This is a genomic window from Treponema vincentii, assembly GCF_018336815.1.
GTDB lineage: Bacteria > Spirochaetota > Spirochaetia > Treponematales > Treponemataceae > Treponema.
In genome coordinates this window covers 1493368-1508980 of sequence record NZ_CP050497.1, presented here as the reverse complement: position 1 = coordinate 1508980, position 15613 = coordinate 1493368, and the positions used below count along the sequence as shown (strand labels likewise).

The following is a 15613-nucleotide window of genomic DNA, read 5'->3' as shown; positions in this document are numbered from 1 at the left end:
AAGTTTTGCGGAGCGAAACATTCTTTGAACCGCTGAAAATAGTAACTTATATAACCGCTGTCAGTGTGATACGGCTGTTATTATTTCTTTTATTTTCTGATAAGCATCTTCTTTATCTAAATGGGATAATCGATACCGTTTTTCTTTTTTTAAATATTCCATACTCAACCGCACGGCGAGCTCTTCAAATTCAGATTTCGTTTGATTTTGATTATTTCCATTGCGTAGGTTAATTTCATACAATTCTGTCTTCTCCAATAAACAATCGATAACGCAAGAATTATCTTCTTTTGAAAATACGCAGCAATTTCCATCATTATATTCAGCATAAAACCATATTTTCCAATGTATACTATTAATCGTAAATCGGTAATGTTTTTTACTTTTATCATCACTATATTTTGCCAGATTTTGCGTTAAAAATTGCGATTGTTCAGGTGGAATAAGTTCTAAATAAAAGATATATAGTTCCAAATCAATAAAGGTGGTAGCTCTTGTTTTCGGAACTAATATCCAGTTATCTTTTTTATCATCCCATTGTATATTCTTTTTCTTACAATAGGCTAAAATTTCAGGATATTTCAAGAATTTATCTAAATCATAATCTAATTTACGCTTTCCACCTTTTATATCATCGATACATTTGGTAATCATATCTTTTTCTGCATTCTGTATATTGGATTTATCTTTCAGTATATCAAGAAAAGATTGAAAACCTTTATTATTCTCATAAATCAGCGTTTTCCAATCCTTATACTCCCAACAAAAAGAATAATTTGTATTTCCTCTAAATATCTTAGGATAATTATCCGACGGTAGAATAGTCAGTAACGCTCTTCTGGTGATATCGAGCTTCCGATCCTTATGGCCATTATAAAATATCTGCCTAACGGTTTTATCGTATTCATCAAAACGTGCTACATCAAAGGTGCTGCTATCGAGTACCCCATCTCTACAGCTCCATTGCAATAGCGGCTTTATTTCACCCTTCCATAGATGATGATCTTCTGCTGCCCAAAATCGCTTTTCATAGTTTTGTCTTTCTTTTCCTCCGGTTTTATACAAAGCTAATTTAAATGCTTCTTCATCGGTTAATAAGGTTTTTGAAATTTTATCTTTAAATTCCAATAGAGATGTTATCTCAGCATTCGGCAACTTCTTTATAATGCTGAGAGCTTCAGGTAATTGTTCGGAAATAGCCTTGCTTACGTTCTCCACGCGCGAAAGATTAAAGAAAAACCGTATTACCCGTCTAATATTTTCTATATTCGATTGACCAAACCGAGAGATATATTCAATTACCGGTAAAATCTTAAATAATATAATCTGATCGTTTTGCTCCTGCGGCGCTAGGTATGAGTCAAATTTATCAATGAGTTCTTTATCGAAAAGAAACGTAATAATAGAAAAATACTTTTTCACCGTTTTAAGATCAAGCTTTCTCAGTTCGGTACTCGGCATAGAGTCGACCATATTTTGGAAAGCTGTTTTATTATCGTTTATTATATCAAATTGCAATAATACAACCCATCTAAAAAACTCCTTTAAGCCGATATCTGCAGTATCATTTTCATCTCGATTTTGCCAAAAAAAGTCTTCCCATTGTTCCCAGTCTTTGCTAGCAGATTTTTGTTTTTCGTCATCCGTAATCTTTGATAACATAAGGGGTTTTAGATTTTCAGTTTCGGTAAGCGGTTCACCGGTGGTATTAATAATCACGAAGGTTTCTTCGCCGTTTCTACGATTTTCCATATCATAATACAGAAAAAATATCTTATCTATTAGAAACTCTCCGAAAGCCTTATAGTTATCTTTTATAGTTTGAGACGTTAACCGTTTATCAATGATATCTAAGGCTTTCAGCATACTTTGTATACTAGGATCCACATCATAGTCTTTAAAATACCACGGCTGTTTTCGTATATCTTCAACATTCAGGGTTGTATTATCCCCGGCAAAAAAATTACCGGCAAGATCGAATAAAAAATAGAGCGTATTTTCCCGTATTGCATATTGTAAACGAGGCTCTTTGTTATCAGTAATATACTGCTCAAAAGAATTTTCCGTTCGCTTATTGAGCAGACCGAGTAATAAAAAAAGCGTTGTAAGACGCTGTTGTCCATCGCATAATTGCAGATAATGGGACGGCTCCTCGTATCCATATATGAGCCCCATAGTGATATGCTGATTTTTATCTTTTACAAAGAGTTCAATAAGGTTATCCGTAAAGTTTTCTACAAGACCGGCTTTGTCTCCCCAGCAATAATCACGTTGTAAATCGGGAATAATTATCTTATTCTCACCATTGAATATATCCCCTAAGCAATATTCTTTCCCTGTCTGAAAGGTTTTATTTTGTGTAACCATAATACTTTTTTATCTCCGCTATTATTTTCTCTTTATTCTGCTCTATTTCTTTATTTCCCCAACAGCTTCCTGCAAATACGGACATAGTATGCAGTAAATGACGGCTTTTAAAATTTTCAGAAAAATCAAAATACATTCGTTTTTTATCTTCAAAACTCTTGTTGCCGAATGCGGAATTCTCATTTTTGTAAAGCAGGACAAGATTTCCGATACAATGTTCATTTTTTCCGGATGCTTTTGATTGTGGTAAAATATGCTCTAATGATTTCTTTCCGTTATCCCAACAGGAAAAATCAAAAGCTCTGCCGAGTTTCGTATCTTCTTCAATATTTAATCTAAAAAGTTGCAAATACGCATATTGTTTATAATCATTATTATTGTATAAATCATTATCAGAAACTGCGTTAATTAAATCCTTTACATCATTCTCAATGATCGGTTCGTCATCTTCAGCATTTTTTTCAGCTGCTAATGCTTTTTTGATATCATTATAGGTAAGACTTAAAAATACATATTTATACCATTTTTCCAATTCATCTTGTGTAATATGATCGGAAAAATAATCGACAAGAAAGTTTATTCGATGCTTCTTGTTAAATATTTTTATTATTGCGCCGATTTTATTATGCAACTCCACCGTGTTGCCAGTGCTGTTATATACATCTTCGAATTTCTTTTGTAACCGGCGTAAATCATAAAAAAGATCATGCGCTTTTTGAGCTGAATTTTCTTTTAAAAAGAGACTTCTAAATTCTGCAAAAGAATAATCTGCATTTTTTTCTTTGTGTATTTCATAATATGTTGTTAATAAAAGACCGAGCGTGTTATTTGATTGCTCTTTCATGCCGTAAAACTCTTTTACGCTATTATTATTCCACCAATAGAGCCATCTATCCCACTCCCGTGCATATTTTCCGCGCAATAAGACTTGTTCCCATCGTTTTGCTGAATCTTCATCACTATTGCTATCTAACGATACTAAACGTAATAATTCGGCTTTTATGAGTTCCTCCGGTGTCATCACCGCTTTATTGCCGTTCATCATGGAGAAAACGGTTATCGCTTTATCGTCCGGTATAGATATGCATAAAAACTTTATGTTTTCATACAAAAATACTGCTAAATCGTGCAACTCATTAGGAGTTTTCTTTTTTAAAACTTCATGTATTATCCGTATTGTTTTCTTAAAATAATATATATCTTGATGTTTTTCGGTTTCATCTTTTTTTGCTTGTTTTACCAATTCTTCACGTGACTGTTGAGCAACTTCTGCAATATTTTGAAGAAATGAATCGGATTCTTTACGGATTTCATATTTTATTTTGAATATACGGTCTGAACCAAGATAGCGTAACAGGAGATAAAAAAAGGTTGTGCGCTGTTGTCCATCATCTATTAATATCACTTCATTATTTTTAGGTTTAGTAGTAATAATACCTTGCAAAAATAGCTCTCGCTTCTTTTCAAAAGCTGCTATAATACTGTCAATCATGTATGCTGCCGAATCTTTCTTAGAATCACGTTTTTTACCCCATATATATCCGCGTTGATAATAAGGAATAATGAAAGTAGAAGTTAGACTTAAATACTCGTTTAATGACTTTATTGAATTTTCCATATCCACACCTATCTTTATCCTACCACACTGCTATTCCATTTTCAACACACTACCGAAATTATCCTCGGTGTAACAAATAGAGACGATCTCACTGGAAATCTTATAATGCAAGCGAAGAACGCTCCGACAATTCTGATTTTGAAGCAGGCTGGAACATCATTTTAGAAACGATAAAAATACTCAAACCGAATACTGTTGTTTCATTGGGTGAAAGGCTTTTGATGTATTAAGGAATTTAGAACACGAGGGGATTACCGTTAAAAAAGAAAAATGGGGAAATGATAAAATCAACAATGCCTATCCTCGCTATTTCCGCATAGAGTTTGACGGGCACCCTATCGACACTATTTTTCTCCGGCATATGCAATGTAGGTAAACACTTGAATTATTTCCGTATGGTTGCCTTGTATTCTTACATTACATGCGTGATAATGGCGTCTGCGCGGCGGCGGGCGGATTCGTCAATGCGCATAACCTCCGTTATATCCTTCGGCGCGGCGCTCCAATCTTCCTGCATCACCTGTGCGGTAATCTCCGCTAAATGCACAAACCGGATTTGATTGCGCAAAAACGCCGCGACGGCCTGTTCATTGGCGGCGTTGAATGCGATCGGGTACCCGGCCTTTTTACGGGCGGCGGTAAACCCGAGCGATAGCATCGGAAAATCCTCCGTCCGCGGCGGCTCGAAGTGCAGGTCTAAAGGCTTGGTAAAATCGAGCGGCGCAAGATAGGGCGGCGGCTCTTCAGGATAGCTGAGCGCAGCAAAAATAGGGTTTCGCATATCGGGCGGAGAAAGCTGCGCATACACTTCGCCGCCGGTAAGCTGCACCAGCGAATGCACAATACTCGTCGGATGCACCGCAACGGTAATACGGTCGGCATCCATATCAAAAAGATGCACTGCTTCGATTACTTCCAAAGCCTTATTGGCAAGGGAGGCGGAATCGATGGTGATCTTAGCCCCCATCGCCCACGTCGGGTGTTTAAGCGCGTCCTGCAAGGTTGCTTCTTGAATACGCTTCCTCGTCCATGTTCTGAACGGGCCGCCAGAAGCGGTAATGATCAAGCGTTCAATAGCCTCCCGCCCGTGCGCTTGTATTAAGCGGTAAATGGCTGAATGCTCGGAATCTACCGGAATAATAAGGGAATGATACTTCTCGGCTTCTTTCTGCAAAAGGCGCCCCGCCATCACAATGCTTTCTTTATTCGCAAGCGCGAGTGTTCGATGAGTCCGAACCGCAATGAGGGATGCCGGTAATCCCGCCGCCCCCGCAATACCGTTCACGACAATATCGGCGGGCGTTTCAGTGAGAAACTGTTCAAGGCTCTGATGTTTTGTATCATAGTTTGCGGCTGCGGCAGAATCCGTTACCGCAAAATCCTGAAAATGAAATTCGGTACATAAGGCATCCAATACATCGGTCTTCGTGTGTACGGAAACGCCGACAAGTTCAAAACGATCCGGAAACTTGCGTATAATATCGATAGCATTTTGTCCGATTGTTCCGCTTGCCCCAAGCACAATTATCTTTTTCATTATTCCACCCTATATAATGAGACATCTAAAAACAGATGGTTGCTTTTTCGAGATGCCCGACGAGTATTCAACCTGTTCGGAAACTTCCGTTTCCGAACAGGATACCTTGAAATGAGATGTTCTTGCATCGTGCTATTCGTGCGATTTAGAACTCGTCGACCTATTCGAAGACGCAGTTATCGAATAGGTCTATTATATCCCAACGAAAAATCGATAGCAAAGGTAGAATATCGGAGCAGCAAGTAGAATAGAATCAATACTATCGAGAATACCACCGCGCCCGAGTATGAGCGCTCCTGAATCTTTTACCTCAGCGGAACGTTTAAAAATGGATTCGATAAGATCTCCGATGATGGCGGCTACTCCGGTACAAAAACCCGTTATTAAAGAGCCGCTCAAACTCTTTCCAAAGTCGGCAGGGAACAATTTAAAAGCAAGAAAGCCGACAGCAGTTGAGGCGATGAGTCCACCGATAAAGCCGACGATGCTTTTATTCGGACTCGCCGGTACAAAGCCGCGGTTTCCCTTCCCGAACAACACACCGAAAAGCCATGCAAGCGAATCACAAGAAAAAACCATCAATAAAAATACGGCGATAATATTCGAAGCTGATGTCCAGCGCGTCATAGCGGAAAGGAATACGATCAAAAATCCCGGGTAAAAAATCATAAATACGGCTGAACAAACCCGTTGGATACTTTTTTCAAACGGTTTTGAAAACGAATAAAAAGCTTCAACAAAGAAGATAAAATAGAGCGCACCGATGCCGATCAAGACCATCTCGACACGAGAAAAAAGTCCAAACATAAACAGATATACAGCCACTGGGATAATCATACCGGCTAATAAGACAATTGGTGTAGAATAGACGGCAATTTTTCGGGAAAACATGGTGCGAATTTCTATGATTGAAAGAGCGGTAACAGCAAATATTTCGAGATGTAATATCAAAAAATGTTGATACGGCAAAAAATATACCGAACTGATTACAAGAGGCAAGCCGACGACAAACATTATTATCCGTTCAATAATCTTTTTCATACGATCCTTCCGAAGCGTCGTGTGCGTTTACCGTAAGCGTCTAATGCTTCCTGCAGATGAGTGGGTGTAAAATCCGGCCACAAGACATCCGAACCGTAAAATTCGGCATACGCGGTTTGCCATAATAAGAAATTACTTAAACGCTTTTCCCCGCCGGTACGGATAACAAAATCAACAGGCGGAACTCCTGCCGTGTCGAGCAACTGTTCAAAGGTATCTTCCGTAAGCGCTTCAAGCTGTTCGCCGCTCAGCTTTTTTATTGCACGAATAATTTCATCCTTACCACCATAGTTAATGGCAAGTTGCATGGTTGTTCCCGTATAGTGTTCCGTTTTTTTCATTATATCGGCAATATCCGCTTGAATTGCACGCGGCAATGCTGTCGCATTGCCGATATGCCGTACCTTAATATTGTTCGCAGCATAAAAGGCGAGTTCCGCACGCAGATGTTGTTGAATAAGACCCATCAAAAAACCGACTTCTTCCTCCGTGCGTTTCCAGTTTTCCGTCGAAAACACATACAGAGTGATGTATGGTATATGTAAATCTGAGACAGCCTTGACAATTCGCTTTGCCGCTTCCAGTCCTTCTTGATGTCCTTTTGTACGAGCTAATCCCCGCTGCTCGGCCCATCGCCCGTTGCCGTCCATGATGACGGCAATATGCTGCACTATCATTAACCTTCCATAATCTCTTTTTCTTTTTCAGCAAGGAGCTTATTGATATCGCTGATATGAGCGTCCGTTGCTTTTTGGAACTTTTCTTCGGCTGCCTTTAACGCATCTTCACTTAAAAGTCCCTCTTTTTGCTGTTTTTTTGCATCATCAATTCCATCGCGCCGAATATTGCGGATTGCAACGCGGCACTGCTCTGCAAAGTTTTTCGCTTGTTTTGCGAGCTCCTTTCGGCGTTCTTCGGTAAGCGGCGGAATTGCGATACGGATAAGTTTACCGTCATTGGCAGGGTTTAACGAAAGCTCCGATTTAAGGATGGCTTTTTCGATTTCTCCCAATAACGATTTATCCCACGGCTGAATAACCACTAAGCGAGCTTCCGGAATAGAAATGGTCGCCACTTGATTGAGCGGCGTCGGCTGCCCATAGCTATCCACCCGTATTTTATCAAACAAAGAAGCGGAAGCACGGCCTGTCCTAAGCCCGTTAAATTCATCTTTCAACGCCGCAATCGACTTCTTCATTTTGTCTTCATAGACACTATGAATATCGCTCATATCCGCCCTCTATTGACCAAGCTGCCACAGCACAAGCTTTGAAAGACTGATATTCGCACCGAGCTGCTTTCCTACTTCTTTCATCTTTGCCGCTACGGATACCTTGTCATCCTTAACAAAGGCTTGCTCAAGGAAGCAGATTTCGGCTAAATGCTTATTGAGCTTTCCTTTTACGATGCCTTCTTTTACGTTATCGGGCTTCTGCAATTCGGCAACCTGTCCGCGGAATACTTCAAGCTGCTCGTCGATATAGGCAGCATCGACATCTTCTTTCTTTACATAGAGCGGGGTAAATGCTGCTGCGTGGAGACAGCAGTCATACGCAAAGTCCTTGAATGCTTTCTCGGCAAATACAGCGGGCTTATCGGATTTCAATACGACGATAACGCCGGTTTTTTTGTCGGAGTGGACGTAGTGTGCAATGTATTCGTCGCTGCCCGCTTGTACGGCAGTTAAGCGCCGCAGACCCATATTCTCGCGAACGCGGGTTGCAAGGTCGAGTACCATATCGCTCAATTCTTGTTGAACATCGGTATAGCCTTTTGCAAGAGCAGTCTCTGCAATTTTATCGCCCACTGCGATAAAATCGGCATTTTTTGCAACAAAGTCGGTCTCGCAGGTTAATTCCGCCATCACCGCTTTAGAATCGGCGGTTTTAACAACGATGATACCTTCGCTGGTCGCGCGGCTCGCACGCTTTTCAACAGCGGCAAGGCCTTTTTCTTTTAAGTATTTTTCCGCTTCTTTTGCGTCGCCGTTACATTCCTGCAAAGCTTTTTTACATTCCATCATACCGGCGCCGGTCTTTTCGCGCAGCGCCTTTACATCAGATGCTTTTATTTCCATAATTAATTTCTCCCTCAATCTTTGTGCATGGTAAGATACCGCTGAAAGCATACACACCGTTCAGCGGCAAGTTTTACAAGGTAACCTATTCAGAAACGGAAGTTTCCGAACAGGTTTATTCTTTAGCGGTCGCCGTACAGCGTGTCTTCGTCGATTAAAGAGCTGCTGCTGTCATCCGCTTCTTCTTCAGTTTCGTTCTTTTCCGAAGGGGTATAGTTGGAATAATCCGTAATTTCTTCATCTTCGCGATCTTGATACGGATCGATACCGGAATCGTTGAATCCCTCGTCTCCGTCCTGCAAGTTTTCGATAATCTTGAGACCGCTTTCGTTATCTGCTTCGATAACGGCATTCGCAATAATTTGAGTGAATAAAGAAATCGAGCGGATGGCGTCGTCGTTACCCGGAATCGGATAGTCAATCCCTTCGGGGTTACAGTTTGTGTCGACAACTGCAACAATGGGGATTCCCATGCGGCGCGCTTCGCTGATGGCAATAGTCTCTTTCCGCGTATCGATGATAAAGATGATGCCCGGCAAGTCTTTCATCTCTTTGATACCGCCAAGGTTCTTTTCGAGCTTTGCTTTTTCTTTCTGCAGCACTGCAACCTCTTTTTTGGTAAGGCTGTCAAAAGTGCCGTCGTTTTCCATTTTTTCGATTTTCTTGAGACGTGCAAGGCTTTTCTTAATGGTAGAAAAGTTTGTCAACATTCCGCCGAGCCAACGGTTATTAACATAGAACATTCCGCAGCGTTCAGCTTCTTTTGCAATGGTTTGCTGTACTTGTTTTTTAGTTCCGACAAATAAGACGGATTTTCCTGCTGCGGTTGTCTTACGCACCGCCTCGTATGCCTCGCGGATTGCAGTGATGGTTTTCTGCAAATCGATAATGTGGATACCGTTCCGTTCCGCAAAAATGTATTTCTTCATCCGCGGATCCCAGCGTTTTACCTGATGTCCGAAGTGAACACCGGATTCAAGCAGGTTTTTCATGGTTACTACTGCCATGGTTACTCCTTCACGAGCTTTTTTAAGCCCATCCTTCTCTATTTCTCTAAAAAATGCACTCCGAACGTTTCTAAAAATATGGTAAGATTTTAGAGGTTTCCCACTGCATTTTAGGATATTTACACAGCTGCTATTTTTTTAAGTAAAGCTATAGCCGTGCTCAGTCAAAATATCATATAACTCATAAATAGGCAAGCCTACGATTCCGCTGTACGAACCTTCTATTTTTGTAATAAAACACGCCGCCGTTCCCTGTATGCGGTAGCCTCCGGCAGCGCCTTGCCACTCTCCCGTACTGAGATACCAATCGATTTCGGCCTCCGACAACGCCTTAAAAAACACCTGCGAACTGCTGATTCGGGTTGAAATGTGCTGTAATTTTTCGTCGTAGCAACAAATCGCCGTGATAACCTTATGCGCAGTATTGGAATACGATTGCAGCATCTTGCGGGCATCGTCAATATTGGCGGGTTTTCCCATCGGCGTACCGTTAGAAAAAATGAGCGTGTCGGCAGAGATAATCCACGGCGTATTGATTTTGAGCGGAGAGCGAAGCAGCGCCTCTGCCTTCCGCAATGCAATCTGCTCTACCGCTTTTTCGGGAGAAAGATCAAGGGCGACAACTTCATCAGCCTCCGACGGGATACTGATAAATGGTATATTCAAATGTTTTAAAATATCCTGCCGTTGAGGCGATTTGGATGCAAGGATAATGGGTTCCATTCCTAACAGTATACGAGAGGAATCGTAAAAAAACAAGCAAGATCAGAAACAGTACCCTTAGTATAATACTGTTTATTATACATCTGTACGAACGAAATATTATCCGTAACGCCTGCAAAAAACCCTACATGAGGTAGAAAGTAAAAACTTACCCCGACGTTAAGGCCGAGTCCCAATAAACCAATGAGGCTGTCTCTTATCTCAATTCGTTTAGATATGAGAGACACCGCATGCCTACTGCATTAATTCACGCTGCACACGTTGCACAACATAATCGACAATGCCTTCAAGCGGTATGTTCATCGACTCTTTATTCGAACGGAACTTAAATTCAATATTAGGCAGTTTCTTATCGCTGATAACAAGCCGGATAGGCAAGCCGATTAAATCCATATCCTTGAACTTAACCCCCGGCCGTTCTACACGGTCATCCAGCAATACCTCAATCCCACGAGCTGTGAGTTCATCGTGCAGCCGGTCAGCAGTGGCTTTCATTGTTCCTTCATACTGTATCGGTACGATGCCGACATGATACGGGGCAACGCTCATCGGCCAGATAATTCCGTTATCGTCGTGATGCTCTTCGATAATCGATGCCAGAGCACGGTCGATGCCGATACCGTAGCAACCCATTAAAGGATATTGCTGTTGACCGCTTTCGTCAAGGTAAGTCATATTCATACTCTTGGTGTATTTTGTACCGAGTTTGAAAATGTGTCCAAGCTCATTGCCTTTTTTGCTGTAAAACGGCGTTTTGCACAAGGGGCAAAGATCGCCGGCTTTTACAATGCGGACATCACATACCAAAGCAGGAGTAAAATCCCGTTTCGGTTCAACATGAATATAGTGCATATCTTTTTCCAATGCACCTGCGACGGCATCGTGCATCATCATGACGCTTTCGTCAGCCAATACGGGAGCCTTGGTTAAACCGACAGGACCGGCAAAACCGACTACGGTACCCGTAATATCTTCCACATCCGCATTGGATGCAAGTTCAACCTCCGCCGCTTTAAGCGCAGCCGTCAATTTTGCTTCGTTCACTTCCAAATCGCCGCGGATACACACTGCGACAAACTCAGAGTCGATAACCTCGGAATCCTTTACATGATAGATCAACGTTTTGATAAAGGCCTTCGGTGAAGTATGCAAGAAAGCAACTAATTCCTCTATTGTGCGGGCATCGGGCGTCGGCAGTTTAGTACATTTTTCCGACGTTTCGGGAAGTTCGGTGTAGGGATCGGGTGCACAGGCTGCCTTTTCTTCGTTTGCCGAATAGCGGCACTGCGGACAAAGGATGAGCGTGTCATCCCCGATTGCGGATTCAACCATAAATTCCTCGGAGCCGCTGCCGCCCATAGAACCGGAATCCGCCCGCACCCGAATAATGCTTAGGCCGAAGCGGCGGAAAATCTTTTCGTATGCTTCGCCGAATGTACGGTAGGTTTTATCCAGACATTCAGCATTCGTGTGGAAGGAATACGCATCTTTCATCGTAAACTCACGGGCACGCATTAATCCGTAACGGGGACGAATTTCATCACGATACTTAGTATTGATATGATACACCGAAAGCGGATAATCCTTGTACGAACCGAGCTCGTACCGCATAAGGGCGGTAAACGATTCTTCATTTGTAGGGCTGACAACGAGGTCTTGACCGAGCCGGTTCTTCATCCGTAACAGGCCGTCCCCCATCGTGTACCAACGCTTGGATTCCTGCCAAATTTCCCCCGGAGCGACAACCGAAGCCTTACACTCCAAACATCCGGTAGCGTCGATTTCCTCCCGTACGATATTTTCAACCTTCCTAAATACCCGTAAACCGAGCGGCAGATAATTAAACAGCCCGTTGCCCAATCTGCGGATCATTCCGGCGCGTAATAATAATTGATGACTGATAACAACTGCTTCCGCAGGCGTTTCCCGTAATGTGGGAATAAAAGTTTGAGATCTTTTCACACTATGCCTCACTCAGGGTAATCGCATCAGCCTTTTTTCGGGATATTCCCGCAGAAGAATGGAGGTTTATCAACCAGAATTTCGCCGCTTTGCGTCTCAAATGGTTGTCCAACCTCCATTCTTCTGCGATATGTGCCTATGTGTCTGATGCGATTGCCCTTCTTCTAATAAAAAATAACCGGTACGAAATTTTAGAAAATTTCGTACAAAAAGGAAGTCAACCGCTTGAAATATTTCCGATCCGGTTGCCCTGATGCCTCACTATCTTAAACTAAGTTGAGAGCATATAGATTTTTTTTTTTTATGTAAAGAGAGTAGGTATACAGTAATCAACCAACCACATTCGGAAATAGTTCTTAATTCTGCGGTAGGACTATATCCTCCGGAGCACTCCCCTCAATATGCAAAAAAACCCTGTTTGGCATACAAGCATTCCAGTCGCCCACATTTTTGAGTGCTGCGGCCTTTACACAGGTTTTATTGGGACACGGAGAATCGGAAATAAAAGCAGTATTGTTTTCTATACGGACGGTCGTATTGCCGATTGCACCGGGTACAACTACCGTGCGCGTTTCGGTAAGCGGATATATCCATTTACCGCTCGGGGTTTCGATCACCAGCCGCTGTGCACGATTCTCTCCGGTATAGAGAAGAAAACCTGCCCATAAAGAAACCGTAATAATGGAAGCAAAAATAAAATAATCAAGAACACGCAAACGTCGGAAAATAGGAATCATACGCTGTACTCTTTTTTTGTTTTTCGAGTTAAAAGCGCTCGTTGTATCTTGCCGTTAATACCTTCTGCAAAAAAGGCTTGCAGCAAATCTTTGTTATCCATTGTTTTTTGATATCCGAACGCAATCTGTTTTTTGGGGTCTGAAAAATCACGGGAAGACCGAGTGCTTGTCAAATTGATAAACGCAGTAGGGTATTCATTCGGCTGCAGCGCAATATGAGCAGTAGTACAGGTAAGCGTCCTCATCAGTACTGCAACCGAAGTATCCAATTCTGAGGCGGCAACCGGTTCAAAGGAGCCGAAAGTAAGCGCAAGAATATTTTTATACCCCTGCTCACGGGCAATCCAAACGGGGGTATTGTCCATCACACAAGCATCTATCAACATTTCATTCTGCCGCTTAACAGGAGTAAAGAGTCCGGGATAAGAAGAACTCGCCCTCATTGCATCCGCTAATAGTCCTGAATTGAATACAACTTCTTTTCCGCTGCAAAGGTCAAAGGCATTGCAAAAAAAAGGAATAGTACAGTCATCAAAAGATTTACAACCGGAGAGTTCCAAAAAGAATTTATGCGCTTTTTCTCCCGAATCCGCTCCCGTGCCGGAAAGCATACGGGTAATCAACGTACCATAGTGAATAATCTGATTAAGGGCGTGTTTAAAAAGCGGAATATGCACACCGCCTCCGCCGACATATCGGTTGACATCAAAGGATTCTTCAAAAACGGCTTCCATTTCACGTACCGTTTTTCCGCTTGCATATAAGCCGCCGATAATCGAACCCATCGAACAGCCGACAATACAGTCCGGCTTAGGGAGATTCAATTCTTCAAGCGCCTTAAAAAAGCCGATATACGCAAGCCCTGCGGCTCCGCCTCCTGATAACACAAGTGCCCATTTCATAGTAACTGATAGTATACAAAAAAATACGATATACGCCTATAGCGCATTTACCACCTGCTTGAAGAAAGTTATAAATTATAGTATCTTCTATTTATTGATTATTGACGTTCGGCGTTATCAATTTTAGCGGAGGATAGATATGGCGATTACTGACGCGCAGTTTCAATTGGTTACCTTTCAGCTCGGCGAAGAGCTTTACGGTGTTGATATAATGGATGTAAAAGAGATAGTAAAGATTCAAGAAGTTCGGCAGATCCCGAATGCACCGTATTACGTCGAAGGTTTTTTCCATTTGCGGAATGAAATTATACCGATTATCAGTTTGCATAAACGGTTCCATCTTAAAAAGGCGGATTTTGACGGCGACGATGAATATTTAGGAGGATTTATCATCCTTAAAATCGGAAAATATAAGATCGGTATTGTAATTGATCGCATCGCACGTGTTATTATGGTACGGCAAGAAGATGTTCAGCCGCCGCCTCAGATGATTACCGGTATCGGTACCGAATATATCAACGGGGTTATCCGCCAAGACTCAGGGTATCTCATCCTCTTGGATATCCGCAGATTGTTTAATCCGAAAGAATTACAGAAGCTCACTTCCTTCTAGTATGTCGATACCCGTTTATAGCTCTACCATCCGCCGCTCGGAAATGGATGCCGTACTCACCTGCATGGTTGAAGAAAAAATCGGTCCGGGTGAGATGAATCAAAAACTCATTAAATTGGTACGCGAACTCTACGCGGTCGATGGTGCTATTGCTTTACGCAGTCCGGCGATGGCATTAGTCTATGCGCTGAAGATGTTCGACCTTCCTGAGAAAGCGGGCGTACTATTATCGGCGCTCGCTCCTTCGTGGCAGTATCTCGAAGTAGCGCGAAACGGATTTACACCGATTGTCTTGGATGTCGATCCCTTGACCGGCTTGGTTACGCTCGAAGCGATTGAAGAAGGGATCAAGCAAGGCGGTAGAGTGCTGGTACTGCACGAAACGCTCGGCAATGTACCCGATATGGAAGCGTTTACCGCCCTTTCAATTCCGATTATCGAAGATATCTCCCAAAGCGCCGGCGCCCTGTATGGGGAAAAACGGGCGGGAACATTCGGCTCGTTTGCAATACTGGGGCTTGAAGAACGGGATATTTTAACGGGCGGCGGCGGCGGTATCCTGATTGCCGTAGAACGGCGTAATGCCTCCGTGTTAAAGAACATGGCAGAAACCATTCCGATAACCGATTTTTTACCCGACATCAATGCATCCCTCGCCTTTGTGCAGCTTAAAAATATGGAAAAAAATCTCCTACTTCGTGACGAAATGAGGGAGTTGTATCTCCGTGCGCTTTTACAGACAAGGCATAAGCCGCTCGTATTCTCCGAAAGAGTAAAAAATCCCGTCTATTCCTTTCCGGTAATTCTGGAAAGCGGCTTTAAAGATGTAAAACAGTACGTTAACCGCAAGGACATTGACATAGAGCTCGCCTTTACCAATTCTATTGCGGACTTTTTAAAAGAAGAAAATAAAAGCATCAATGCGGCGTCGCTGTTGCTGCGAACCGTGCTCTTTCCGCTCTATCCTCGGCTCGGGCTCAATAATGCGGCAAAAATTGCAAAGGTATTGGGGACACTTCCGTAACGGAC

Annotated in this window: 14 protein-coding genes; 2 read left to right on the top strand and 12 right to left on the bottom strand. The window is 42.4% G+C overall.

The features are described 5' to 3' along the window. Positions 1-60: 60 nt before the first annotated feature. The 12 genes from GWP40_RS06800 to GWP40_RS06745 all read right to left on the bottom strand — a co-directional run bounded on the left by GWP40_RS06800 (position 61) and on the right by GWP40_RS06745 (position 13971). Complete coding sequence (locus tag GWP40_RS06800; RefSeq protein ID WP_212564720.1) at positions 61-2367, bottom strand: DUF262 domain-containing protein; 2307 nt, start codon at positions 2365-2367, stop codon at positions 61-63. Further along, positions 2351-3985 (bottom strand): DUF262 domain-containing protein, encoded by a 1635-nt coding sequence (locus GWP40_RS06795; protein WP_212564719.1) that lies wholly within the window; start codon positions 3983-3985, stop codon positions 2351-2353. The genes GWP40_RS06800 and GWP40_RS06795 overlap by 17 nt, the downstream gene beginning before the upstream one ends. A 412-nt stretch (positions 3986-4397) precedes the next feature. Next, the gene (dxr, locus tag GWP40_RS06790) at positions 4398-5522 is read right to left on the bottom strand and encodes a 1-deoxy-D-xylulose-5-phosphate reductoisomerase (RefSeq protein WP_212564718.1); all 1125 of its coding nucleotides are present in this window, start codon (positions 5520-5522) and stop codon (positions 4398-4400) included. Positions 5523-5714: 192 nt separating this feature from the next. Further along, the gene (locus GWP40_RS06785) at positions 5715-6563 is read right to left on the bottom strand and encodes a phosphatidate cytidylyltransferase (protein ID WP_212564717.1); all 849 of its coding nucleotides are present in this window, start codon (positions 6561-6563) and stop codon (positions 5715-5717) included. Continuing rightward, positions 6560-7240, bottom strand: a complete 681-nt coding sequence (uppS, locus tag GWP40_RS06780) for a polyprenyl diphosphate synthase (RefSeq protein WP_212564716.1) — start codon at positions 7238-7240, stop codon at positions 6560-6562. The genes GWP40_RS06785 and uppS overlap by 4 nt, the downstream gene beginning before the upstream one ends. Beyond that, positions 7240-7794, bottom strand: a complete 555-nt coding sequence (gene frr / locus GWP40_RS06775; protein WP_212564715.1) for a ribosome recycling factor — start codon at positions 7792-7794, stop codon at positions 7240-7242. The genes uppS and frr overlap by 1 nt, the downstream gene beginning before the upstream one ends. A 9-nt stretch (positions 7795-7803) precedes the next feature. Continuing rightward, entirely contained in the window at positions 7804-8640 is an 837-nt protein-coding gene (tsf, locus tag GWP40_RS06770) for a translation elongation factor Ts (RefSeq protein WP_212564714.1), read from the bottom strand. A gap of 122 nt (positions 8641-8762) precedes the next feature. Next, positions 8763-9647 (bottom strand): 30S ribosomal protein S2, encoded by an 885-nt coding sequence (rpsB, locus tag GWP40_RS06765; RefSeq protein WP_212564713.1) that lies wholly within the window; start codon positions 9645-9647, stop codon positions 8763-8765. A 138-nt stretch (positions 9648-9785) separates the two neighbouring features. After that, positions 9786-10370: a Maf family protein gene (locus GWP40_RS06760; protein ID WP_212564712.1), complete on the bottom strand. Its 585-nt coding sequence runs from the start codon at positions 10368-10370 to the stop codon at positions 9786-9788. Positions 10371-10604: 234 nt separating this feature from the next. Continuing rightward, a complete protein-coding gene (locus GWP40_RS06755; protein WP_212564711.1) occupies positions 10605-12332 on the bottom strand; it encodes a proline--tRNA ligase in 1728 nt (575 codons plus the stop codon). Positions 12333-12688: 356 nt separating this feature from the next. After that, positions 12689-13069 carry a NusG domain II-containing protein gene (locus tag GWP40_RS06750; RefSeq protein WP_212564710.1) on the bottom strand — a complete coding sequence of 127 codons (381 nt, stop codon included), beginning with the start codon at positions 13067-13069 and terminating at the stop codon, positions 12689-12691. After that, a complete protein-coding gene (locus GWP40_RS06745) occupies positions 13066-13971 on the bottom strand; it encodes a patatin-like phospholipase family protein (RefSeq protein WP_212564709.1) in 906 nt (301 codons plus the stop codon). The genes GWP40_RS06750 and GWP40_RS06745 overlap by 4 nt, the downstream gene beginning before the upstream one ends. Positions 13972-14110: 139 nt before the next feature. Here GWP40_RS06745 and GWP40_RS06740 point away from each other — a divergent pair, with 139 nt between their 5' ends. After that, entirely contained in the window at positions 14111-14584 is a 474-nt protein-coding gene (locus tag GWP40_RS06740; RefSeq protein WP_212564708.1) for a chemotaxis protein CheW, read from the top strand. Between the two features lies 1 nt (position 14585). Continuing rightward, entirely contained in the window at positions 14586-15608 is a 1023-nt protein-coding gene (locus GWP40_RS06735; protein ID WP_212564707.1) for a DegT/DnrJ/EryC1/StrS family aminotransferase, read from the top strand. The last annotated feature ends 5 nt before the right edge of the window (positions 15609-15613 follow it).